Source organism: Sphingomonas panni (assembly GCF_022664435.1).
GTDB lineage: Bacteria > Pseudomonadota > Alphaproteobacteria > Sphingomonadales > Sphingomonadaceae > Sphingomonas > Sphingomonas panni.
In genome coordinates, this window is record NZ_JAKREU010000006.1 from 1 (window position 1) to 22,959 (window position 22,959).

A 22,959-nucleotide genomic window follows, 5' to 3' on the forward strand; every position below is an offset into this window, starting at 1 on the left:
TTGGCAACGCGAGCGGACTCGCATGGCGATGGGCAGCGGGGGCGGGGGCATTGCGCCGGGAGCGCAGCCCGGACCGCCGGGGCCGCCCGGACCACCGGGGCCGCGTGCGTCGGGGCCACCGGGGCCGCCCGGACCGTGCGGGCCGGGGCCGCGACCTTCGGGGCCATGGCCGGGGCGCGGGGGCGGCGGGCCGACCGGCGTCACCTTGCCCGCCGCATCGACGACATAGGATGCGCGCAGCTGTCCGTCGTCATAGCGGCCCTGTACCTGCACCGGGGCGCCCTTGGTCACGTTCGCATCGCGGGCGCCGTCGACCATCGCCTTGCCGCTGCCGTCCTGCACGACGAAGCGGTCGCCATAGACTTCGGCGACGCGGCCCTTGACCGTCACCACGCCGCTGCTGTTCGCCAGCCGTGCGACCGGGGTCGCCACGGTCGGGGCCATTTCGACGCCCGGCCGGGTCAGCGACACCGCACTCGCCCCGCCCGCCGCGCCGATGGCAAGGCCGATCGCGACGCCGAGGCCGAGCTTGCCGGTGCTGCCGAGGGAAAATTTCGCCATGTGCTTCACTCCTTCGTTGTTCGATGAAGCCCTTCTAGCGATTCGCCCCCTCGCCACGCTGAACCCGGCGGTTCAGTTTCGGTTTAGGGTGCGGGGGTAGCGGAGACGGTCATGCGCATCTTGTTAGTCGAGGACGATCCCGATCTTGGCCCCGCCATCGCGCGGGCGTTGCGGGCCGAACAGTGCGCGGTCGACCTGTGCCCGAGCGGGATCGACGCGCAGCATCTGGGCGAGACCGAACGCTATGACGTGGCGGTGCTCGATCTGGGCCTGCCCGATCGTGAGGGGACGGCGGTGCTGAAAGGTTGGCGCGAGGGCGGGCGCGACATGCCCGTGCTGGTGCTGACCGCGCGCGACGGATGGTCGGACAAGGTGGCCGGGTTCAAGGCCGGAGCCGATGATTTCCTGACCAAGCCGTTCCGGGTCGAGGAACTGACGATGCGGCTGCGCGCACTGGTGCGGCGCTCGGCCGGCCATGGCGCGACGCGGATCGCGTGCGGGCCGCTGGCGTACGAGACGCAGACCGGGGTGTTCGAGCTGGACGGGTTGCCGATCAAGCTGACCGCGCTGGAACACCGGGTACTGGCCGCGCTGATGCTGGCGAAGGAGGCGGTGATCGAGCGGCTGGACCTGATGGAGCGGGTCTATGAGGGCGATGCCGATGTCGATTCGAACAGCCTGGAGGTCATTATCGGCCGGTTGCGCAAGAAGATCGGCGCGTCGCTGATCGAGACGGTGCGCGGACGCGGATATCGGTTGACGGCGGGGGCGGCGTGAGGTTGCCCCGGTCGATCCATGGACGGATGCTGGCGCTGTCGGTGGCGACGACATTGGTCGCGTTGCCGGTTGCGGGCATTTCGATCGGGCATGTGCTGGAGCGGTTCGTGACGCGCGGCGTCGACGAACGGCTGGCGGACCGGTTGCAGTTGCTGAGCGCGGTGGTGCGCGCGGATGGCAGCGTCGACCGCGCATTGTTGGCGCGGCCGGGGGTCGAGGAGGCGTTCGGACGGGGGGGCGTGTGGACGATTGATGCGCCGGGCGGGGCGATCGGCAGTGCGATGCTGCCGATCGCCGGGCCGCCCACGCCACGCGGACCGCGTCCACCGGCCGGGCGCGCGGAGGGCACGCCGTTCGATACCGAACTGGCCGATGGGACCGCGCTGCACGGGCTGATGCAATTGCGCGACACGCCTGCCGGGCCGGTGCGGCTGGGCGTGGCGGTGCCGCGTGCCGAGATCGAACGGCCGTTGCAGGGCGCGCTGCTGCCTTTGCTGGCGACGCTGGCGATCGTGGCGCTGGTGCTGGCGGTGGCGACGCTGGTGCAGCTGCGGCTGGGGCTGCGACCGCTCAGGACGTTGCGGGACCGGGTCGCGGCGGTGCGGGCCGGGGCGGCGGGGGAGGTGCCCGAGGATCAGCCCGAGGAACTGCGTCCGCTGGCGGTCGAGCTGAACGCGCTGGTGCGCGAACAGGGCGAGGCGCTGTCGGCGGCGCGGGCGTCGGCGGCGAACCTCGCCCATGCGCTGAAGACGCCGGTGGCGACGCTGGCGCTCGAGCTGGGCGACGATCCGCGGGGGGCGCAGGTGCGGCGGATCGATGCGACCATCCGCCATCATTTGTCGCGGGCGCGGGGCGGGGTGGTCGACCGGCGGGCGTCGACGGCGCTGCGGCCGGCCGTCGAGGCGCTGGTCGGGGTAGTACGGGCGCTGCATCGCGGTGGCGGCGTGGCGGTTGAGGCGGACCTTGCCGATCTGCGCGTCGCGGTGGATGCGGCCGATCTGGACGAGCTGGCCGGCAATCTGATCGATAATGCCGCGCGCCATGCGCGGTCGCGGGTCCGGGTCGCGGCGGACCGCGACGGGGCGATGGTGCGGCTGTCGGTCAGCGACGACGGCCCCGGCATCCCGGCCGCCGACCGGGCGAGGGCGACCGATCCCGGCGTGCGGCTGGACGAGCGGGGCGACGGCCATGGCTTCGGCCTTGCCATCGTCCGCGATCTGGCGACGCTCTATGGCGGGCGGCTGACGCTCGGCGAGGCGGACGGCGGCGGACTGGTCGCCGCCGTCACGCTGCCGATCAGCGCGGCATCTGGAACATGAAGCGCTGCGCGTTGCCGGTGCAGGCGGTGTTGTTGTCGGGACGGTAGCTGCTGCGATAGCGGGTGGCGGTCACCATCTTCTGCGCCGCGTCGCCGAACACGAACGGGGGATAGGCGGCGACGGTGCGGGGGGTCAGCGTGTGGCCGTCGGCGGCGATGTCGAATTCCACCTTGGCCCAGCCTTCGAAGCCCATCTGAAACGCCTCTGTCGGATAGAGGCTGCTGCTCGCACCCTGCCGGGCGACGGCCGGGGTGGGGGCGATCAACGCGCATTGGTCGCTGCTGAGTCCCGTGCGGGTGAAGGCGGCCTGCGCAGCGGCGGTATCGCCGCTTTGTGCCGCGAGGTCGGCGCGGTTGAGCAGGGCGGCGACCTTCAGCGGATGGGTGTCGGGCAGTGGCGAGGCGAGCACGGCGTCGATCAACTGGGTGCGTTCGGCCGCGCGGACCTGACTGCCGCCATTGGCCAGCATCATCCGCACCGTCGCCGCAGACAGTGGATCGGCCGCGACCTCCGGCCGGCGCAGGATCGTGCGGAAGCCATCGAGGACCTGTCGATATTCCTTTGCCGCGACATAGGCGTCGCTGATCCGGAAACGGGTGGCGACCGCGACGGGGGCGTTCGTCGCCTGGGCGAGGGTCAGCGCTTCGGCAACGAGCGGGCGCGCTTCTTCGGCATTGACGAGTTGCGAATTGAACATCCAGCCGAGCGCGCGCAACTCGGCGACCCTGTCACCGGCGGCGCAGGCGCGCTGTACCTCCGCGCGGGCCAGCGGCAGGGCGCGGGCGGCGGGCTGTTCTTCCCAGGCGAAGGCGGGCGATCCCTTCGACGTCAGCCATGCGTCGAACGCTTCGTCGAGCGGCTGGCTGATCGACGGGCGTTCGATGGCGGTCGAGCAGCGCAGTTCGACGCGGGCCATCTGTCGCCAGAAGACCGGGATGGTGACGGCGTCGGACGGCTGCCACGACCAGTCGCTCACCGAGCGGGCCAGCGCCAGCGCCACCTTGCGGTCGCCGGTGGTGTAGATGGGCGAGACGTTGCGCACGATGCCGTCGTCGCCCAGCGCAAATTCGATGACCGCGACATCGCTCGGCTTCAGCCCGGTGGTCGCACCGCAGGGCGGCAGTTCCATCTGGCGCGCGCCGGCGAAGGGCGCCTTTTCCATCCGCGCCGCACCGGTATAGGCGAGATAGGTGCGGGCATGTTCGCGGTCGCCGTTCAGCAGCGCGGCCTGCGCCAGGTCGGCCCGGGTCGCGACTTCCGACAGGTTGACCCGATTGTCGAGACCGCCCTGCTTCTTCAGCGAATCCTTCAGCACGCTGTACGCATCGGCATGGCGTCCGTCGTTGAGCAGCACCCGGGCATAGCGGGTCTGCACCGCCGCGACCGTCGCCTTGTCGATGTTCGGTTCGGCCTCGGTCAGCTTGCGCGCTTCCTCAGCATAGGCGAGCGCGCGGCCGTCATGGTCGAACGACAGGGTGCGGGCCAGCGCCAGCAGCGGGATCACCCGGTCGATCCCCTTCGCCATGTCGAGCGCCGCCTTGAACGACGTCTCCGCCGCGTCATAGTCGAAGCCGTCATAGGCCGCTTCGCCCAGTGCGAGATGCGCAGCGCCGAGATCGGCGCGAAACTCGTCGGGCCTGGCGGCGAGCGTCGGCAGACCGCGCCGGATCGCCGCGACACCGGCTTCGCCGTCGCCCATGCGGATGCGGCAGATACCACCCCGCACCGCGATGGCGGCGGCGAGCAACGCGTTCTTGTTGGTCGCGGTCCGCCGTTCGAGCGCGTCGTAGAGTTTCAGCGCGTCGGCGCAGTTGCGGGTGGAATAGGCGGTGTTGGCGGCGTCGAACTGCGCCTGCAGCGTCAATGGCTTGGGCGGGGTGGCGGCGGGCTGCGCCGGGGTGGCGGCCTGTGCCAGCGCCATCAGGCCGTGCAGAATCGGTTCGAGCATGTTTCCCCCCTGTTTTGCGGCAGCAAAGCACGGCATTGTTACAGCGTCGATGGGGGATGCGATGAAGCGTTGGGCGGGTTTTGGCGGATGGGTGGCCGCGCTGGTGCTGGCAGCGGTGCCGGCGGGGGCCTATCCGCCGCGCGCGATCCTGTTGTTCGTCGCGTCATGGTGCGCGCCCTGTCATGGCGAGATCGCGGCATTGCCCCGGTTGAACGACGCGGCGGGGCCGTGGCGGGTCCTGGTCGTGCCGGTCGATCGCGGGCGGGCGACGGCGGCGATGATGGCGGGCGTCCCGGTCGCGCAACGCTGGGTGCCCGATGCGGTGCAGATGGCGGCGGTGCGGGACGACCTGTTCGGGGGTACGGCGGGGTTGCCGTTCAGCGTCGCCATCGGGGGTGACGGGCGGCCCTGCGGCGCGCATCGCGGGGTGTTGAATGCCGCCCGGGTGGCGGCGTTGCGGGCGGGGTGTGGGGGTAGGTGACCTCACGTTTTCGTGAGGTCTGACCTGATGGCGTTCGTTCCGACGGTACTTGTCGAGCAACGTATCGCGTACCCCCGCGCAGGCGGGGGGCCAGGGTTCCGGGCGCAAGCCGTTTTTCTGCTTGGCTCTGGACCCCCGCATGCGCGGGGGTACGGTATATTCGGTATTTCGGGTCCCTCTTTCCCGTTAGCGGGTCGATCAGAAGCGGGACCCCGGGTAAGGCCCAGGGGTGACGTTGCAGTTACAATGTGACGCTGCCGCTCGTTCCGCCGCGCAGGGTCAGTGACTTCACGACATTGCCTTGCCGCACATTCACCTGATTGACCTGCGCGCGGTACACGTCGGTCAGTACGGTCGAGCGGACCGCGACCGTCTTCGGCTTGCGCGGGGCCTTCCCGACATAGTCGATACGGACCTGCGAATGGGTCAGGTCGGTCGTGACATGGGTCAGCGGCACCGGCTTGCCATCGATGGTCAGCGCGAAGCGGCTCTGCACATAGGCTTGCAGCGCGGCGACCGCCTTCGGATCGTCGAGGCTGACCTGCGCGTCCGGCGCGATCTTCGACAGGGCAGGTTCGATGTCGTGGGCCTCGAACCGGTGCGACACGGTGACCTTGCCATCGGCCAGCGTCACCACCGCGAGCGAGTCGTGCCCGCGATGCGCCTGTGCCGGGGCGATCGCCGCGACGGCGGCGAGGAGGGCGAGCGCCGCCCTCACTTCGACACCGGCGCGGGATAGGTCTGGAGCGAGCCGGGCTTCACCTGCACGTCGAAATCCTTCATCCGGTTTTCGAGGTCCTCGACATCCTCGATCTCCAGCACGACCGGGCGGATGGCACCGCGATAGACATTGTTCGACCGGTCGGCATCGGCGATTTCGAGCAGCGGATCGACCTCCGCCCCGGTGATGGTCTTGCCCGTGACATACTGCCACGTCACCGCCTTCGGATTGTAGCGCCAGACTTCGGCGGGGATGCGGACGATCTCGGTCGTGTTGTCGCTGAAGGTCAGCTTCAGCGGGATCGGCATGACGAGGCCACCGATGTTGCGGAACGAGAAGCGGTAGAATTTGTCCTTCACCTGGAACGCGGCGCGTTCCTCCGGCGTCAGTTTTTCGAGCTTTTCGGCAAGGTCGCGACGCTGCTGCGGGCTGACGGCGAACCGGTCCTGCCGGTCGTAAAAGTCGCGGGTGGCGGGGTCGCGTTCGGTGACGGTCTTCTGGCCCGCATTGTTGCGCACGGTCAGCGACGTATTCTCCGCATCGGCCAGCGCGCGGCGTTCGCGGGCATTCGCCTCCAGATCGCCGCCGGCGATGCGGCCCTCGACCACCTTGTCGAGCGCGATGTCGACATGGTCGGTCGAATAGAACCAGCCGCGCCAGAACCAGTCGAGATCGACGCCCGAACTTTCCTCCATCGTGCGGAAGAAGTCGTAGGGCGTCGGCCGCTTGAAGCGCCAGCGGGTGGCATATTCGCGGAAGGCGCGGTCGAACAGCTCGCGCCCCAGCACCGTTTCGCGGAGAATGGTCAGCGCGGTGGCAGGCTTGCCATAGCCATTGGCACCGAACTGCAGCACCGAATCCGACTGGGTCATCAGCGGCACCTGATTGTCGGAGAGCATGTACTCGGCAATGTCCTTCGGCTCGCCGCGGCGCGAGGGGAAGTCCTTGTCCCACAGCTTTTCGGCCTGGAACTGGAGGAAGGTGTTCAGCCCTTCGTCCATCCACGTCCATTGGCGTTCGTCGCTGTTGACGATCATCGGGAACCAGTCATGCCCGACCTCGTGGATCACCACGCCGATCAGGCCGGTCTTGGCGCGTTCGGTATAGGTCAGCTGCCCGGTCTTGGCGTCCTTCACCGGGCGGGGGCCGTTGAAGGTAATCATCGGATATTCCATGCCGCCGACCGGACCGTTGACCGACTGCGCCACCGGATAGGGGTAGGGGAAGGCGAACTTGCCGTACACGTCGATGGTGTGGGCGATCGCCTTGGTCGAATAGGCATCCCAGAGCGGGCGGGCTTCCTTCGGGTAGAAGGACATCGCCATGACATTGGGATTGGCGGCGTAATCCTGCCGCACGTTCATCGCGTCCCATGCGAATTTGCGCGACGATGCCCAGCCGAAATCGCGGACATTCTGCGCGGCGAAGGTCCAGGTCTTGGTGCCCGAAGCGCGACCGCGTTCGGCGGCGAGCGCTTCGTCGGGGGTGACGATATACATCGGCGCGGTGGCCGACTTGGCCTGCTCCAGCCGCTGGCGCTGGGTCGCGGTCAGGACCTGATCGGGGTTCTGGAGCACGCCGGTTGCCGACACGATATGGTCCGACGGCACGGTCAGCGCGACCTTGTAATCGCCGAATTCCAGCGTGAATTCGCCGGCGTCGAGGAACGCCTTGTTATGCCAGCCTTCATAGTCCGAATAGACGGCGAGGCGGGGGAACCACTGCGCCCCTTCGAAGATGCAGTTGCCGTCCTCGCCCCTGCCCGTGAAGCATTCATAGCCCGAGCGGCCGTCGACGACCTTCTGTTCGGCCATCGGGAAGGACCAGTCGATCGACAGCGTGACCTCGCCGCCATTGCCCGCCACCGGCTGCGGCAGTTCGATGCGCAGCAGCGTATCGGTGACGCGGTGGGCGAGCGGCTGTCCGTCCGGCCCGCGCACCGCCGAGATGGTGAAGCCGCCTTCCCACGTTTTCATCGCCTCCGCCTGGCGGATGTCGCGAATGCTGATCGACTTGGCGTCGGGCACGGTTTTCGTCATCTCGGCGATGGACGACCGCTTATACTGATTCTGGTCGAGCAGCAGCCAGAGATAGGGCAGCGCGTCGGGCGAGTTGTTGCGGTAGCGGATCGTCTCGGTGCCGGTCACGACCTTGGTCGCTTCGTTCAGCGATACCTTGACGTCGTAGTCGACCTTTTGCTGCCAGTAGCGATAGCCCGGCGCGCCCGATGCGTTGCGGTAATCGGTCGGCGTCGGCCAATCCTCGCCCTCCAGCTGGCGGAACTTGTCCTGCCAGTCGCCCTTGGTCTGGCGGATCGGGTCGGCAAGTGCGGGCGTGGTGCTGAGCAGCAGCGCGATGAGGGCGAGGCGGGGGGCAGCGGACAAGCGGGAAGGCCTTTCGGTCGGACGATGCGCGGATGGTTACGCGGGATACGAGGCGCGTCAACCATCCGCATCGCCGTTGCAGGCGGCCAAATCGCGTTCCATGCGTTTGCGGCGACGACCAAATCGAGGAAGATTGCATGACCCGACCGACCGGCACCGACGGCTTTACGCTGAACCAGACGATGCTGCGCGTCCGCGACCCCAGTGCCAGCCTGGCCTTTTACCAGGACGTGCTGGGCATGACGTTGCTCCAGAAGCTGGATTTCGAGGAGGCGGCGTTCTCGCTCTATTTCCTGGGGTATCTACGCGACGGGGAAGTCGTGCCGACCGACCCGAAGGAACGCGCGCGGTTCGTGTTCACGCGCGAAACCACGCTGGAGCTGACGCACAACTGGGGGACCGAGGACGATCCCGACTTTGCCGGCTATCACAGCGGCAATGACGACCCGCGCGGCTTTGGCCATATCGGGATCAGCGTGCCCGACGTGGGCGCGGCGTGCGCGCGGTTCGAGGAACTAGGCGTACCGTTCCGCAAGCGGCCGGACGAGGGGCGGATGAAGGACATCGCCTTCATCACCGATCCCGATGGCTATTGGATCGAAATCCTGTCGCCGAACGGCATGACGCAGGCGGTGACCGAAGCGGGATGAGGCGGGGCCGTCACCCCGGCCCAAGACCGGGGTGATGGCTGCAGCGGCGTCAGACCAGCACCTTCTCCGGCTTGGTCACGGTTTCCAGCGGGGTGTTGGCGTCGATTTCCATCAGCGGCTTCAACAGGCCATCGCGCAGGTCGTAGACCCAGCCATGGAGTTCGAGCGGCTGGCCGCTGGCGAAGGCGCGCTGGACCACGTCGGTGCGGGCGAGCTGCACCAGCTGGTCATGGACGTTCAGTTCGACCAGCCGGTTGGCGCGTTGCTCCTCCGGCAGGGCGTCGAGTTCGTCGCGGTGGTTTTCGACCACCTCGCGCGCGATCGCCAGCCAGTCATGGACATGGCCTTCGACCCCGCCCTGCAACGCCGCCTGGATGCCACCGCACGCATAATGGCCGCACACGATGATATGGCCGACCTTCAGCACCTCGACCGCGAACTGCACCACCGACATCAGGTTCTGGTCGTTCGGATCGACCAGATTGGCGATGTTGCGGTGGATGAACATGCCGCCGGGTTCGGTATTGGTCAGCTGGTCCGGCGCGACGCGGCTGTCGGAACAGCCGATCCACAGGAATTCGGGCTGCTGGCCGACCGTCTGCCGCGTGAAATAGTCGGGATTGTCCTCCAGTCGCTCGGCGGCCCATGCCTTGTTGGCGAGGAGCAGGTGCTTGTATTCCCTCATGCGTAGGCGACCTCCTTGCGCGGTGCCTTGATCTGCGGCGCGGTGCGGTCGGCGATGTCGCCGCGGACCAGCACCTTGATGTTGCGATATTGCGCGTTCTTGATGAAGCCGTTGATGATGTCGATATTGTCGAGATCGACATAGCTGGTCGCCGACAGGTCGATCACCACGGTGCAGTCGTCGGGTACCTTTTCCAGTTCCTTGGTCAGTTCGACCTTGTGGATGAAATACAGGTTGCGCTTGGCGCGGACCATGCAGCTGGCGCCCGGACCCTCGCCGTCCTGCACGAACGTCACCGCCGGGCGGAAATTGCGGGCGATGACGAACACGAAGCCGACGACCAGCCCGACGACGATGCCCTTGAGCAGGTCGGTGAACAGGATCGCGGCGATGGTGACGACGAACGGCACGAACTGGGTCATGCCCTGCTTCCACCGTTTGGTGAACAATTCGGGCTTGGTCAGCTTGTAGCCGGTCTGGATCAGCACCGCGGCCAGCGCCGACAGCGGGATCAGGTTGAGCAGGAACGGGATCAGCAGCACGCTGAGCAGCAGCCAGGTGCCGTGCAGGATCGTCGACATCTTGGACGCGGCATTGGCATCGACGTTCGCCGACGACCGCACGATGACCGACGTCACCGGCAGGCCGCCGATCAGGCCCGACAGGATGTTGCCGCCGCCCTGCGCCAGCAGTTCGTGGTTCTTGTCGGTCACGCGGCGCTTGGGATCGAGTTCGTCGACCGCCTTCACCGATAGCAGCGATTCGAGGCTGGCGACGATGGCGAGGGTGACGGCGACGGTCCACACGGTCGCATTGCCGATCTGGCCGAAGTCGGGAAGGCTGAACAGCTTCACGAACCCGCCTAGGCCATCGGCGATCGGTACGCTGACCAGATGGGTCGGCTTGACCTGGATCGCGGGGGCGACCGCGCCGAACAGCGCGTTTAGCGCGACCGATCCGACCACCACGACCAGCGGGCCGGGGACGAAGCGCAGCGGACCTTCCTTCGGCCGCTTCTTGTCCCACCAGAACAGGAAGGCGATGCTGATCGCGGCGATGATCGCCGCGCCCCACACGACCTGTTCGCGCAGCACGAACAGGATGGTGTTGAAGGTGTTGAGGCCGTCGCCCTGGCGGAAGGCGAAGTCGCCGCCCGGATCGCCATCATAGCCGATGGCATGCGGCACCTGCTTCAGGATCAGGATCAGGCCGATCGCCGCCAACATGCCGGTGATGACCGACGAAGGCACGAATTCGCCCAGCACGCCCGAGCGCGAAAAGGACAGCAGGATCTGCATACAGCCCGCGAGGAACACCGCGAGCAGGAACGCTTCGAAGCTCGGCAGCTTGGTGATGGCGTCGAGCACAATCACGGTCAGGCCGGCGGCGGGGCCGCTGACCGACAAGGGCGACTTGCTGAGCGAGCCGACGACGATGCCGCCGACGATCCCGGCGATCAGGCCGGAAAACAGCGGCGCGCCCGACGCGAGCGCGACGCCGAGGCACAGCGGGAGCGCGACCAGCGCCACCACGATCGATGAGGGAAGGTCCTGCCGAAGATTGGCGATCAGGGAAGGTTTCGTCGACATAGGGTCGATAGCCTTTGAAACAGGGTGCGCCGGACGTGCTTGGGGGAAGCACGCCCGGCGCGGAACCCACGGCCGGCGGAACGGGGGAGGGAAGAGTCGCCCCGCCAACCCGCAGGAACTGGTTATTCGGCGGCTTCAGCCGTCACGAAATCCGCAGCAAGGCGCTTGGCGGCGGGCAGGGCCACCGGCAGCGGACGGTCCGAATTGATCGGGGCGAAGCGGCCGGTTTCGCCGTCCAGCGCCAGGATCGTGCCGGCATGGATGTCGACGAACCAGCCGTGCAGCGTCAGCTCGCCCTTGGCGATGCGCGACGCGACCGCGGGATGGGTGCGCAGGTGCGAAATCTGGACCACGACGTTTTCGAGGCTGGCGGCACGGACGGCCGCCGCATCGTCGAGATCGGGATAGCTGTTTTCGACCACCGAATGGGCGGCATGGCTGTGCCGCAGCCACGCGGCGACGCTGGGCAGGCCGTCGAGCGTTTCCGGCTTCATCAGAGCGCCCATCGCGCCACAGCCCGAATGGCCCGACACGATGATGTCGGTGACGCCCAGCACCGCAACGGCATATTCGACCGTCGAGGTCGTGCCGCCATTCTGCTGAGTGAAGGGAGGGACGATGTTGCCGGCGTTGCGGATGACGAACACGTCGCCCGGCTTCGCCTGCAGGATATGTTCGGGAACGACGCGCGAATCCGAGCAGGAGATCATCAGGACCTTCGGGCTTTGTCCATCGGTCGCCAGCTTCGAATACAGGTCGGCGTCGCTGCCGAACACGTCCTTTTCAAAGCCGAATACCCGGCCGATCACATCGTTCATCGTCTTTCCCTCCACCCGGCGGCAGCGAAGCCGCGCCACCGGTTCAGGAAACGATATAGACGACGCAATCTTGCTGCGTTCGACGCCAGTGTAACGAATTATTGCCGCGCCGCGAAAGGGGCGGGCAGCACGATCGCCGCGCACAGCCCGCCGCCGTCGCGGTTGCGCAGCTCCAGCCGGCCCCCCTCCGCCTCCACCGCGCGCTGCACGATCGACAGGCCGAGGCCGAAGCCGACCGTGTCGCGCTTGCGCGCGGTGTCGAGCCGGACGAACGGTTCGAGGACATCGGCCAGGGACTCGTCGGGAATGCCGGGGCCGTCATCCTCGACGCGGATCACGGTCGCGCCATGTTCGATGGCGAGGGTCAGCGTGGCACTGCCGCCATAATGGATTGCGTTCTCGACAAGGTTGGTGACTGCGCGACGGAAGTTCGACCGGCGCACCGCGCGTTCGAAATGGTCCGGCCCGACATAGGTCGCGTCATGGCCATGGTCGGCGGCATCGTCGACGATGCTGGCGCACAGGACCGCGAGATCGACCAGCACGGCGCGCTCCGGTTCGCTCTCCCCGCCGAGAAAGGCGAGCAGCGACGTCACCATCGCCTCCATTTCCGCCAGGTCGTTCTGCACCGTGCCCCGCAGATCGCGGTCGGGAATGGCGTCGGTGCGCAACCGCAGCCGGGCGAGCGGAGTGCGCAGGTCGTGGCCCACCGCCGCCAATGCGCGGGTGCGTTCGTCGATCAGCCGGTGGATGCGCGCCTGCAACCCGTTGAACGCGACGACGAGGCGGCGGACCTCGCTCGGCCCCGCTTCCTCGATGGTCGGCAGCGTCGATCCGCCGCCGGGGCCGAAGCGATCGACCGCATCGGCCAGCTGGCGCATCGGCCGCAGCGTGCGGCGGATCAGCAACCCGCCGACCACCATCAGCGCGATGGCGGGGATCAGCGCCAGCAGGATGCGGCCGATGGCGAGGTCGAAGGCGCGCAGCGGTTCCAGCGTGCGGAAATACAGCCAGCTGCCATCCTGCAACCGGAGCGCACCGCTGACCACCGATCGCCGGCCCTGACCGATCAGCGTCAGGTGCAGGCCGGTCGAGGCGAGGCTCGGCTCCCACGCCAGAATCTGCTGCTCCATTTCACGCAGTTCGGTGCCGCTGGCCGGCAGTTCGGGAGCCGAGCCACGCCATTGCACGGCATAGCGTTCGGTGGTCAGCTCGGTCGCCATGCCGGCGCGCTCGGCGACTGGCCGTTCCTCGACGATGCGGGTTGCGATGACGAGATGTTCGGCAAGGCGGCGGGCCTCGTCGTCGCGCACCGAAAACTGGCTGGCGCGCTCGTACAGCAGCACCGACACGCCGAATTCGAGGACGATGGTCAGCAGCAGGATCGCGACGATCCGGCCGATCAGCCCGACCGGCAGTGCCGGCAGCCGCTTCAACGGCGTTCCACCGGCACGTTCAGCATATAGCCGACGCCGCGCACCGTGACGATCGGCGGGGTGCCGCCGGCGGTCGACAGCTTGCGGCGCAAGCGGCTGATGAGCACGTCGATGCTGCGGTCCGAACTGTCGCCCAGCCGCGTGCGCGACAATTCGATGAGCCGTTCGCGGGCGATCACTCGCTGGGCATGGTCGAGCAGCACGACCAACAGGTCGAACTCCGCGCCGGTCAGGTCGACCTGCGCGCCCGTAGGCGAGGTCAGTTCGCGGCGGGGCACGTTCGCGGTCCAGCCTTCGAAGCTGTAGATGCCTTCCTCGCGTTGCGCCGCCTGTGCGTTCAGCTCGCCCCGGCGCAGCACGGCGCGAACGCGGGCGATCAGCTCGCGCGTGCCGAAGGGTTTCGGCAGATAATCATCGGCACCGAGTTCGAGGCCGATGACGCGGTCGACCTCGCTCCCCTTGGCCGACACGAAGATGATCGGCACCGCGCTGTTCTGGCGGATCTGGCGGCACAGGTCGATGCCGCTGGTGCCGGGCAGCATGATGTCGAGGAGGATCAGGTCGACCGGCCCCTGTTCCAGCGCCAGCCACATTTCGGGCGCAGCCGAACAGGTGCGGACGTGATAGCCGTTTTCCTGCAACGCACGCGCGGTCAGGGTGCGCAGCGCGGGATCGTCCTCTACGACGATGATCGAAGGGGCGGTCATGGGGTCAGGCTCTCCATCGCGTTCTTGTCTTGGCCGATCGGCCCGAATCGTCATTCCCGCGCAGGCGGGAATCCATATACGCTACGGTTCCGGTTCAAGCCGCGACGTTGGCGTCTATGGATCCCCGCCTGCGCGGGGATGACGGGAGTTGGCGCACAGGGTTCGTTCAATTCAGCCGGAATGTCCACCGCACCCGGCCAATGCTCAATTCACCTCGCGCCCGACCGGGTACAGCAGATATCGTTGGTCGTAATAGGGCGTGCGGGCATAGAACCATTGCAGCCGGGCGGTCGGATCGGCGGCGAAGGCGGGGTCGGCGGCGAGCTTCGCGTCGAACTCGGCCTTCAGCTTCGGATCGCCTGCCAGCATCCGGTCGGCGAGCGGAGCGATGGCATAGCCTTCGATATATTCCGTCCGCTGCAGCATTTCGGGGGCCATGTTCCACGCCAGCACGCCGTCCTCGCTCTCGGGTTCGAGCAGGAAGGCGGCGAGCAGGCCCAGCGGCTGGTCGGCGGGCACGCGGACCGATCCGGCGGGCATCGTCTCGCGGTGGCGTTCATGGACGATGGTCGCGTCCAGCGGGATATGGCCCTCGTTGGCATTGCCGAGCCTGGGGTTCGTCGCGCGCGCCATATCGAGGTCGAGCCTGCGGGGGGTGTCGATCGGTTCGTAGCGGATGCCGTGCAGTTTCAGCAGGTCGATGACATGGGGCAGGGTGGCCGGCACCCACCATGCCTTTGGCAGCGTCACGGTCCTGTCGGGATTGCTGCCATAGACCGGCATCCTGAAGGTCACGGGCCTCGACAGCCAGCGCAGTTCGTCGCGGCCGGAGGCGGGCGAGCGATAGGTGTCGTGCGCCAGCCCGAGGAAATCGACGCTGTAGATCGGCTCGGCGGTCTGTTTCCAGCTGGTCGTCACGCTGGTCGGGCGCGCGGCGCGGTCGGCGTCGATCGCGGCGCGCAGTTCGGCGGCGCGCTCCCCGGCGAGGCGCAGCGATTCCTCGACGAAGACATAGGTGCCCAGCACCCGCTGCCGATAGGGTTTCAGCGAATGCGTCTCGACCAGCACCGTCGGGATATGTGCGATATCGCCATAGCCGGTCGAGAAACGCGGCGTGTCGACATCCTGCGTCATGCCCTTTTCGGGTTCGCGATTGTCGAGCGTGCTGACATAATAGCCGGGGATATGGCCGTTGCGCGTGAGCGCCACATCCATCGCCGGGCGCAGCCGCGTGTCGAGGAACCGGCCGATGGCGGCCGAGCGCGCATAATAGCCCCGCCACCCGGAAAAGGCGTAGGTCACGTCGTAGCGATGGTCGATGCCGTCGGTGACGTGCAGGTCCAGATAGAGCACCGGATCGACGCGGCGGATCAGGCCGATCATCGCCTGCGTCTCCGGCGCGTCGGCCTTCAGGTAATCGCGGTTGAGGTTCAGATTCTGCGCGGTGGTGCGCCAGCCCATATCCTTCGGCCCGCGCTGGTTCGGGCGGTTGAACGGCGACGAACGCTCATGGCCGTCGACATTGTAGATCGGCACGAACACCAGATCGACCTTGTCCAGCAAGGCGTCCTTGCCGCGCAGCGCGATGTCGCGCAGCAGCATCAGCCCGGCATCCTTGCCCTCGATCTCGCCCGAATGGATGCCGGCCTGCACCAGCACGACCGGCTTGGGTGCCGTACCCTTGTGCGCGCGAACGGCATAGAGGTCGCGGCCCTGCGGGCTTTTCCCGAATGTTTCGATCGACAGCAGCGGCGACGCGGCGACCAGCCTGTCGATCCAGGCGCGGGTCGCGGCATAATCGGGGGTGGTGACGAACCCGCTCGCCTCCGCCGGGGTGATCCACGGGTCGCCGGGCTTCACGACCAGCTTCTCGCTGGCCCCATGCCACGGGCGGATCGGGGGCAGGGGGGCTTCGAGCGGGGTCTGGGCGGTGGCGGTCGAGGCGAGGAGCGCGGCGGCGAGGATCAGGGAACGCATGGGTGCGATGGTAGCGGATGTTACCGGCGATGCCAGTGGGGTCATGCGTTGCCCCGGCGCGTGCCGACATGTCGTCTGTGGCGCGACGGCAACTATCCCACCGTATCCATTGCCGACCCGGAACGATCCGTTCCGTAACAAGTTATTGCTGGATCAATACCCCCATATGGAGCCACGGCGATCGCCCCGGCGTATGAATTCAAGCCGCATGAGCGGCCGTTCCTGCCCGGATCTCCCGCGACGCCCGACCATCCGTTCGGGCGGCGGGTCGGCTATTTCGCGATCGGTATCCTGCTGGGCGTGACCGGCGGGTTCAACAACGGCCTGCTGATCGCGAACCTGCCGCAGATTCAGGGTGCGCTGGGCCTGACCCCGGTCGAGGGCGGCTGGCTGACCGCGATCTCGTCGATGACCAGCGTGTGCATGTCGATGCTGCTCATCAAGTTCCGCCAGCAATTCGGGATGCAGCGCTTCACCCGCGTGTTCCTGGTCGGGTTCCTGGTGCTGAACATCCTGCAGGTGTTCGTGCACAGCTATGGCGTGCAGCTGATCGTGCGTGGCGCGTCGGGCATCGCCGCCAGCGCGCTTACCACATTGTGCTTCCTGTATATCATGCAGTCGCTGCCGGCCGCCGCGCGACTGTCGGGGATGATCATCGGTTTCGGCGCGTCGCAGGTGGCGCTGCCGCTGGCGCGGGTGCTGTCGCCGCTGCTGCTGGCCGATGGCCGGGTCGAGGCGCTGTTCCTGTTCGAACTGGGGCTGACGCTGGTCTGCCTCGGATCGGTCGCGCTGCTGCGCCTGCCGCCATCGGACCGGACGCCCGCGTTCGAACGGATCGATTTCCTGACCTTCGCGCTGCTGGCGCCGGGGGTGGCGCTGCTGTGCGCGGTGCTGGTGCAGGGGCGTATTCAATGGTGGTCGACGCCGTGGCTCGGCTATGCGCTGGCCGCTGCCATCCCGCTGATCGGCGGGGCGCTGCTGATCGAGCATAATCGCGCCAATCCGCTGCTCAACACCCGTTGGATGCTCGGGCGCAACATCGTGCGGTTCGCGGTCGTGGCGGCGTCGTTGCGCATCCTGCTGTCGGAGCAGACATTCGGCACGGTCGGGCTGCTGACCGTCGTCGGCATGGGCAACGACCAGCTGGTGACGCTCAGCCTCGTCATGACGCTGGCGTCGATCGCCGGAGTCGTGGTCAGTCTGAAGACGCTGAACATGCAGGATCTGTACAAGCCGGTGATCGTCGCGGTCGCGCTGATCGGGCTGGGGGCATGGCTGGATTCGGATTCGACCAACCTGACCCGCCCGTCGAGCCTGTATGTCAGCCAGGGCATCATCGCCTTTGCTGCGCTCTATTTCCTGGGGCCGATGATCATGATCGGCATCTTCCGCGCGCTGGCGCGGGGGCCGAGCCATATCATCAGTTTCTCGGCCATCTTCAGCATTTCTCAGACAATGGGTGGCCTTGCCGGTACCGCGCTGCTCGGATCGTTCCAGATATTGCGTGAGAAATATCACGCGTTCGAACTGACCCAGACGCTGACCGCCACCGATCCGCAGGTCGTGCAGCGCATCCAGCAGCTGGGCGGTGCCTATGCCCGCGTGCTGGGCGATGCCGCGCTGCGGCAGGCGTCGGGGGCGGCGCTGCTGGGGCAGCAGGTGACGCGCGAGGCCAATATCCTCGCCTATAACGACGTGTTCCTTGGCGTCGCCGTGCTGTCGGCGGCAATGGTGGTGTGGCTGGGGGCGCTGTGGCTGCGCTTCCGCCTGAAGGGTGTGAACCCGCTGGCCGGCGATCTCGCCGCCGTGCAGCAGATGCGACAGAAGCAGATGTCATGACCGATACGCAACTTTCCCGAGACGAAGCAGAGCGGCTGGCCGATCCGGTCGAGGTGCCGCAGGAACCGACCCGCGCACGGGGCTGGGCACCGCCGCGTGGCGGGGTGAAGTCGACCATCGGCTTCGTCGCGCTGTTGTTGGGCGGTGTGGCGCTGGCGCTCTACGCATGGGGGCTGTGGCCGTTCGGCAGCGCGATCCAGGCGACCGACAACGCCTATGTGCGGGGTCAGACGACGATCATCGCGCCGCAGGTCAACGGCTATGTCACGGAAGTGCTGGTCCGCGATTTCCAGGATGTGAAAGGCGGGCAGATACTGGCCCGGATCGATGACCGCATCTATCGCCAGCGGGTGGAGCAGGCCCGCGCGCAGCTGGCGGCGCAACAGGCGAACCTCGCCAATTCGCAGCAGAGCGAGCGGTCGAGCGAGGCGAGCCTTGGCGGGCAGGACGCGGCGGTGCAGAATGCGCGCGCGCAGCTGGCCCGCGCGCAGGCCGATATGGCGCGCGTCAACGATCTGGTGCGCGAAGGATCGGTGTCGCTGCGCGAACGCGACCAGACGCTGGCAGCACTCCGCGCGGCGGAGGCGGGCGTGGCGCAGGCACAGGCACAGCGCAGCGTCGCGCAGGAACAGGTGCGTACCGTCACGGTCGGGCGCGGCGGGCTGAACGCGGCGGTCGAGAATGCACGAGCCGCGGTACGGCTGGCCGAGATCGACCTCGCCAACACCGTCATCCGCGCGCCGCAGGACGGGCGGCTGGGCGAGGTCGGCGTCCGGCTGGGGCAATATGTGACGGCGGGCACGCAGATGATGTTTCTGGTTCCCCCGACCGTGTGGGTCACCGCCAATTTCAAGGAAGCGCAGACCGCGCGCATGGCGCAGGGACAGCCCGCGACGATCCGGGTCGATGCACTCGACCGGGCAGAGCTGCACGGTCGGGTCGAGCGAATCGCGCCGGCCGCCGCCAATGAATTCGCCGTGATCCGCGCCGACAATGCCACCGGCAATTTCGTGAAGGTGGCGCAGCGTATTCCGGTGCGCATCGCCATCGACCGGAACGACCCGCTGTTCCAGCGGCTGCGGCCGGGCATGTCGGTCGAGGCGCGGGTCGACACGCGGGGCGGCGCATCGCCGGCGGCGCGATGAGGCGCCTGTTGCTGCTGTCGGTCGCGGTGCTGGGGGCGTGCACCCCGGCCAAGCGTCCGCGTCCCGCAGAGGCCGGCGTCACGCCGCCGGCGGCGTGGCGCACGACGCTGCCCGGCACCGTGCCCGTCACGGCATTCTGGTGGGAGGCGTTCGGCGATCCCGAGCTGTCCCGGCTGGTGACCGCCGCGCTGTCCAACAATCCCGACCTCGCGATCGCGGTGGCGCGGGTGGCGGAGGCGCGGGCGACGGAGCGGGTGGCGCGGGCGGCGCGCTTCCCGACACTGGACGCCGGAGTCGGGCTGATCGAGCAGCGGGCGCTCAACGCCTTCGGATCGGCGACGACCGGCACCTCGCTGCAACCGGTGTTCCAGTCGGCCTATGAGGTCGACCTGTTCGGGCGGGTCGGCAACAGTATCGACGCCGCGCGGCTGAGCAGCGAGGCCACGGCGGCGGCGGCGGCCAGCGCGCGGCTGTCGGTCGCGGCCGCCACCGCCAGCGGCTATGTGACGCTGCGCGGCCTCGATGCACGGATCGAGACGGTGCGCGCCACCATCGCGTCGCGGGGCGAGGCGTTGCGCATCGCCCGTTCACGGGCGGAGGCGGGCTATACCTCGCAGCTCGAACTGCGCCAAGCGGAGGCGGAATATGCCGCCGTGACCCAGACGCTGCCGCAGCTGGAACTGCTGGCGCGGCGGCAGGAAAATGCGCTGGCGCTGCTGACCGGCACGCCCCCGCGCGCCATCGCGCGGGGGCGTGCGCTGGAAGCGCTGGTCCCGCCGCCGATCCCCGCCGGCCTGCCGTCCGACCTGTTGCGCCGCCGCCCCGATATCGCGCAGGCCGAAGCGACGCTGGCGGCGAGCGATGCGTCGCTGGCCGCTGCCCGCGCCCAGTTCCTGCCGCAGCTGCGCCTGACCGGATCGACGGGGGAGGTATTGTCGAGCGCCCTGCCCAATCCGGTCGGCATCTGGTCGATCGGAGCGAGCGTGCTGGCCCCGCTGTTCCGCGGCGGGCAGTTGCGCGGCAATTACGATGCGGCGACCGCGCGGCGCGACCAGGCGGCGTTCGCCTATCAGCGCAGCGTGCTGACGGCGTTCCGCGAGGTTGAGGATGCGCTGGCCGCCGTCGACCGGCTGGCGGCGCAGCGTCGCGCGCTGGAGACGCAGCGCAACGCGACGGCGGAGGCGCTGCGCCACGCGACCAACCGCTATCGCGCCGGCTACAGCCCCTATCTGGAACAGCTGGATGCGCAGCGGGCCTTGTTCAGCGCCGAATTGTCGGTCGAACAGGTGCGCGCGGACCAGCTGAACGCGCTGGTGGCACTGTATCAGGCGATGGGCGGGGGCTGGGGCGCATGATCCGCCCTGCGACCCCGGCGGATATTCCCGCACTCCACATGCTGGTCGAATCGGCGTTTCGCGGCGACAGCGCGCGGCGTGGCTGGACGCATGAGGCGGACCTGCTGGGCGGGCAGCGCACCGACCCGGCGGCACTGGCCGAAGCGATTGCCGACCCCGACCATGCGATCCTGATCGCGTTCGACGGGGATGTGGCGGTCGGCTGTGTCGAGGTGAAGCGTGCCGGATCGGGACGGTCGGCATTGGGCCTGTTGTCGGTACGGCCCGATCGACAGGCGGAAGGCCTGGGGCGGCGACTCGTTGCGGCGGCGGAGGACCATGCGCGGGCGCATCACGGCGCGACCCGGATGGAGATGACGGTCATCGCCACACGGGCCGAACTGATCGCATGGTATGAACGCCAGGGCTATTGCCGCACCGGAGAAAGCCGGCCTTTTCCGATGGATGACCCCCGGTTCGGCCTGCCGCGCGTGCCGTTGTCGTTTATTGTGTTGGATCGGAGCATCGCGTGATCGCTGCCGATGCGACAAGCCCCGCCCGAGGATGCGGACGGGGCCTGCGACGACTGCGCAAGGGAGTGCGCGCGTCCATCCTACCGCGGCGTCACGAATCCACAATGGCTGTTTTCGAAGATCGGGTCCGCCATTGGGATGACCAGCGCGTCGATATGCGCGTCGAGTACAGCGGTCAGACGCCGATGGGTTTCGGCTTCTTCGAAATCCGGGTCGCCGATGCGGCGATAGAGTACCCCCGCGCTCATCGTCAGGATCATGTCGCACAGTCGCGAGCGCTCCTCGGCATGGGCCGCGCCCGGCGCCAGCGCGGTCAGCACCCGCATCAACGCGCCCGACACGCTGCGGTTGATGGTGTGGGCGATGGTGCGGATACGGGCATTGCGCGCCGCCTCCGCCATGATTTCGGCGAACAGGGGGTCGGGGTCGCCGTCGCTGCCGCAGCGCAGGAACTCGCGCAGCCATTCGCGCAGCGCCGGTATGTCGCGGGTTTCGATCGCGCGGGTCATGTCCTGGTCGTTCAGGAAGACGGCGAGGTCGCTTTCGACGATCGCAGCGACGATCGCTTCCTTGTCGACGAAGTCGCGATAGATCTGACCGACCTTGATCCCCGACTCGGCGGCCAGTTGCGCGACTCCGGTGCCGTGGAAACCCTGTTGCGCGAACAGTCGGCGGGCGACGCTGACCAGTTGTTCGCGCCGGGCCGCCGCCCGGCCGGCGCGCCCTGCCTCTTCGCACTGCAACAAATTCACTTCGCGTTCACCTATACCCTCTTGCCACTTTCGCTTTGACGGCGTACCCGCCGCAAAGTGTGAGTGATCGATCACTCACGTTTAGCACATCCGTCGAGGACGTTCATGAAAAATCGCACGGCCCCATTGGCACTGGCGCTCATTCTCTCGGCTTGCGGGGGCGGTGGCGAATCGCAACAGCAGCAGGGCGCGCCGCAGGGACCACCGCAGGTCGGTTTCGTGACCGTCCAGCCGCAGCCGGTGACGCTGACCACCGAACTGCCCGGCCGCACCGCGCCCTATGAGACGTCGGACGTCCGGCCGCAGGTCAACGGGCTGATCCTTGCCCGGCTGTTCCAGGAAGGCGACTATGTGCGCCAGGGCCAGCAGCTCTACCGCATCGATCCCGCACCCTATCAGGCGGCGGTCGCCAGCGCGCGCGCGGCGCTGACCCGTGCGCAGGCGTCAATCGCCTCGACCCGCAACCTAGCGCGCCGCTATGGCGAGCTGGTCAAGATCAACGCGATCAGCCGGCAGGAATATGAGAATGCGGTGACCGGCGCGCAGCAGGCGGAGGCGGATATCGCCGCCCAGCGCGCCGCGCTGCAACAGGCGCAGATCGACCTGTCGCGCACCACCATCCGTGCGCCGATCTCCGGCCGGATCGGCCGGTCGGTGTTCACCACCGGCGCGCTGGTATCGGCGGCGCAGACCAATGCGCTGGCGACGATCCAGCGGCTCGACCCGATCTATGTCGACATTCAGCAGTCAAGCGCCGACCTGCTCAAGCTGCGCCAGCAGATCATGGACGGCGACCTGTCGCGCGGCAGCGGCGCCGCGCGCGTCCGGCTGAAGCTGGAGGATGGCAGCACCTATCCGATCGAAGGGACGCTGAAGTTCACCGACGTGACGGTCGATCCGGCGACGGGAACGCAGGCGATCCGCGCGGTCTTCTCCAACCCGCGCGGGCTGTTGCTGCCGGGCATGTACGTCCGCGCCGAACTGGTCGAGGGAACGAAGTCGAACGGCATCCTCGTGCCGCAGCGTGCGGTGACCCGCGATCCGAAGGGGGCGGCGACCGTGCTGGTGATCGGTGCCGATGGCAAGCTGGCGCCGCGTCCGCTGACCACGTCGCGCACCGTGGGCGACCAGTGGCTGGTGACCGGCGGGCTGAACCCCGGCGACAAGATCGTCGTCGAAGGCGCGCAGATGCTCCAGCCGGGCACCCCGGTGAAGGGGTATCCGTGGAAGCCGCAGCCCGAGGGGCAGGCACCGCAGGGTGCCGCCCCGGCGGGCGGCCCCCAGGCTCAGGCGAAGTAAGCAC

At 68.0% G+C, this 22,959-nt stretch carries 20 protein-coding genes; 9 read left to right on the plus strand and 11 right to left on the minus strand.

Features of this window, described 5'->3' with window-relative positions:
* Positions 1-561 (minus strand): hypothetical protein (locus tag MF609_RS12235; protein ID WP_242416601.1); only part of this gene is annotated, 561 nt, incomplete at its 3' end.
* Positions 562-672: 111 nt separating this feature from the next.
* Here MF609_RS12235 and MF609_RS12240 point away from each other — a divergent pair.
* Together MF609_RS12240 and MF609_RS12245 are read left to right on the plus strand one after the other, a co-directional pair.
* A complete protein-coding gene (locus MF609_RS12240; RefSeq protein WP_242416602.1) occupies positions 673-1,338 on the plus strand; it encodes a response regulator transcription factor in 666 nt (221 codons plus the stop codon).
* Positions 1,335-2,657, plus strand: a complete 1,323-nt coding sequence (locus MF609_RS12245) for a sensor histidine kinase (RefSeq protein WP_242416603.1) — start codon at positions 1,335-1,337, stop codon at positions 2,655-2,657. The genes MF609_RS12240 and MF609_RS12245 overlap by 4 nt, the downstream gene beginning before the upstream one ends.
* Here the strand turns inward: MF609_RS12245 and MF609_RS12250 are convergent.
* Entirely contained in the window at positions 2,635-4,605 is a 1,971-nt protein-coding gene (locus tag MF609_RS12250) for an energy transducer TonB (protein WP_242416604.1), read from the minus strand. The two genes, MF609_RS12245 and MF609_RS12250, sit on opposite strands and share 23 nt — an antisense overlap.
* Before the next feature lie 61 nt (positions 4,606-4,666).
* Between MF609_RS12250 and MF609_RS12255 the strand changes: the two genes are divergently transcribed.
* The gene (locus tag MF609_RS12255) at positions 4,667-5,086 is read left to right on the plus strand and encodes a TlpA family protein disulfide reductase (protein ID WP_242416605.1); all 420 of its coding nucleotides are present in this window, start codon (positions 4,667-4,669) and stop codon (positions 5,084-5,086) included.
* Positions 5,087-5,327: 241 nt separating this feature from the next.
* On the opposite strand, the gene MF609_RS12260 is transcribed toward MF609_RS12255, so the two are convergent.
* A complete protein-coding gene (locus MF609_RS12260) occupies positions 5,328-5,804 on the minus strand; it encodes a DUF6702 family protein (RefSeq protein WP_242416606.1) in 477 nt (158 codons plus the stop codon).
* Entirely contained in the window at positions 5,801-8,191 is a 2,391-nt protein-coding gene (locus MF609_RS12265; RefSeq protein WP_242416607.1) for a M1 family metallopeptidase, read from the minus strand. Before MF609_RS12265 ends, MF609_RS12260 begins: the two co-directional genes overlap by 4 nt.
* Positions 8,192-8,328: 137 nt before the next feature.
* On the opposite strand from MF609_RS12265, the gene gloA reads away from it, so the two are divergent.
* The gene (gene gloA / locus MF609_RS12270; RefSeq protein ID WP_242416608.1) at positions 8,329-8,841 is read left to right on the plus strand and encodes a lactoylglutathione lyase; all 513 of its coding nucleotides are present in this window, start codon (positions 8,329-8,331) and stop codon (positions 8,839-8,841) included.
* Positions 8,842-8,890: 49 nt separating this feature from the next.
* On the opposite strand, the gene MF609_RS12275 is transcribed toward gloA, so the two are convergent.
* The 6 genes from MF609_RS12275 to MF609_RS12300 form a co-directional block, all read right to left on the minus strand.
* Positions 8,891-9,526 carry a carbonic anhydrase gene (locus MF609_RS12275; protein WP_242416609.1) on the minus strand — a complete coding sequence of 212 codons (636 nt, stop codon included), beginning with the start codon at positions 9,524-9,526 and terminating at the stop codon, positions 8,891-8,893.
* A complete protein-coding gene (locus MF609_RS12280) occupies positions 9,523-11,115 on the minus strand; it encodes a SulP family inorganic anion transporter (protein WP_242416610.1) in 1,593 nt (530 codons plus the stop codon). Before MF609_RS12280 ends, MF609_RS12275 begins: the two co-directional genes overlap by 4 nt.
* Before the next feature lie 122 nt (positions 11,116-11,237).
* Positions 11,238-11,933: a carbonic anhydrase gene (locus MF609_RS12285; RefSeq protein WP_242416611.1), complete on the minus strand. Its 696-nt coding sequence runs from the start codon at positions 11,931-11,933 to the stop codon at positions 11,238-11,240.
* A gap of 98 nt (positions 11,934-12,031) precedes the next feature.
* Complete coding sequence (locus MF609_RS12290; protein ID WP_242416612.1) at positions 12,032-13,369, minus strand: ATP-binding protein; 1,338 nt, start codon at positions 13,367-13,369, stop codon at positions 12,032-12,034.
* Positions 13,366-14,076 (minus strand): response regulator, encoded by a 711-nt coding sequence (locus tag MF609_RS12295; protein ID WP_055763130.1) that lies wholly within the window; start codon positions 14,074-14,076, stop codon positions 13,366-13,368. Before MF609_RS12295 ends, MF609_RS12290 begins: the two co-directional genes overlap by 4 nt.
* A gap of 204 nt (positions 14,077-14,280) precedes the next feature.
* Complete coding sequence (locus tag MF609_RS12300) at positions 14,281-16,053, minus strand: M14 family metallopeptidase (protein WP_242416613.1); 1,773 nt, start codon at positions 16,051-16,053, stop codon at positions 14,281-14,283.
* Between the two features lie 300 nt (positions 16,054-16,353).
* Here MF609_RS12300 and MF609_RS12305 point away from each other — a divergent pair, with 300 nt between their 5' ends.
* Genes MF609_RS12305 through MF609_RS12320 form a run of 4 tightly spaced genes read left to right on the plus strand, consistent with a single transcriptional unit; the run spans position 16,354 to position 20,904 of the window.
* Positions 16,354-17,892 (plus strand): MFS transporter, encoded by a 1,539-nt coding sequence (locus MF609_RS12305; RefSeq protein ID WP_242416614.1) that lies wholly within the window; start codon positions 16,354-16,356, stop codon positions 17,890-17,892.
* The gene (locus tag MF609_RS12310) at positions 17,889-19,037 is read left to right on the plus strand and encodes an HlyD family secretion protein (RefSeq protein ID WP_242416615.1); all 1,149 of its coding nucleotides are present in this window, start codon (positions 17,889-17,891) and stop codon (positions 19,035-19,037) included. Before MF609_RS12305 ends, MF609_RS12310 begins: the two co-directional genes overlap by 4 nt.
* Positions 19,034-20,392 carry an efflux transporter outer membrane subunit gene (locus MF609_RS12315; protein WP_242416616.1) on the plus strand — a complete coding sequence of 453 codons (1,359 nt, stop codon included), beginning with the start codon at positions 19,034-19,036 and terminating at the stop codon, positions 20,390-20,392. The genes MF609_RS12310 and MF609_RS12315 overlap by 4 nt, the downstream gene beginning before the upstream one ends.
* Positions 20,389-20,904 (plus strand): GNAT family N-acetyltransferase, encoded by a 516-nt coding sequence (locus tag MF609_RS12320; protein ID WP_242416617.1) that lies wholly within the window; start codon positions 20,389-20,391, stop codon positions 20,902-20,904. Before MF609_RS12315 ends, MF609_RS12320 begins: the two co-directional genes overlap by 4 nt.
* Positions 20,905-20,984: 80 nt before the next feature.
* Here the strand turns inward: MF609_RS12320 and MF609_RS12325 are convergent, their stop codons facing one another.
* Positions 20,985-21,656: a TetR/AcrR family transcriptional regulator gene (locus MF609_RS12325; protein WP_242416618.1), complete on the minus strand. Its 672-nt coding sequence runs from the start codon at positions 21,654-21,656 to the stop codon at positions 20,985-20,987.
* Between the two features lie 105 nt (positions 21,657-21,761).
* Between MF609_RS12325 and MF609_RS12330 the strand changes: the two genes are divergently transcribed.
* Entirely contained in the window at positions 21,762-22,955 is a 1,194-nt protein-coding gene (locus tag MF609_RS12330; RefSeq protein ID WP_242416619.1) for an efflux RND transporter periplasmic adaptor subunit, read from the plus strand.
* The last annotated feature ends 4 nt before the right edge of the window (positions 22,956-22,959 follow it).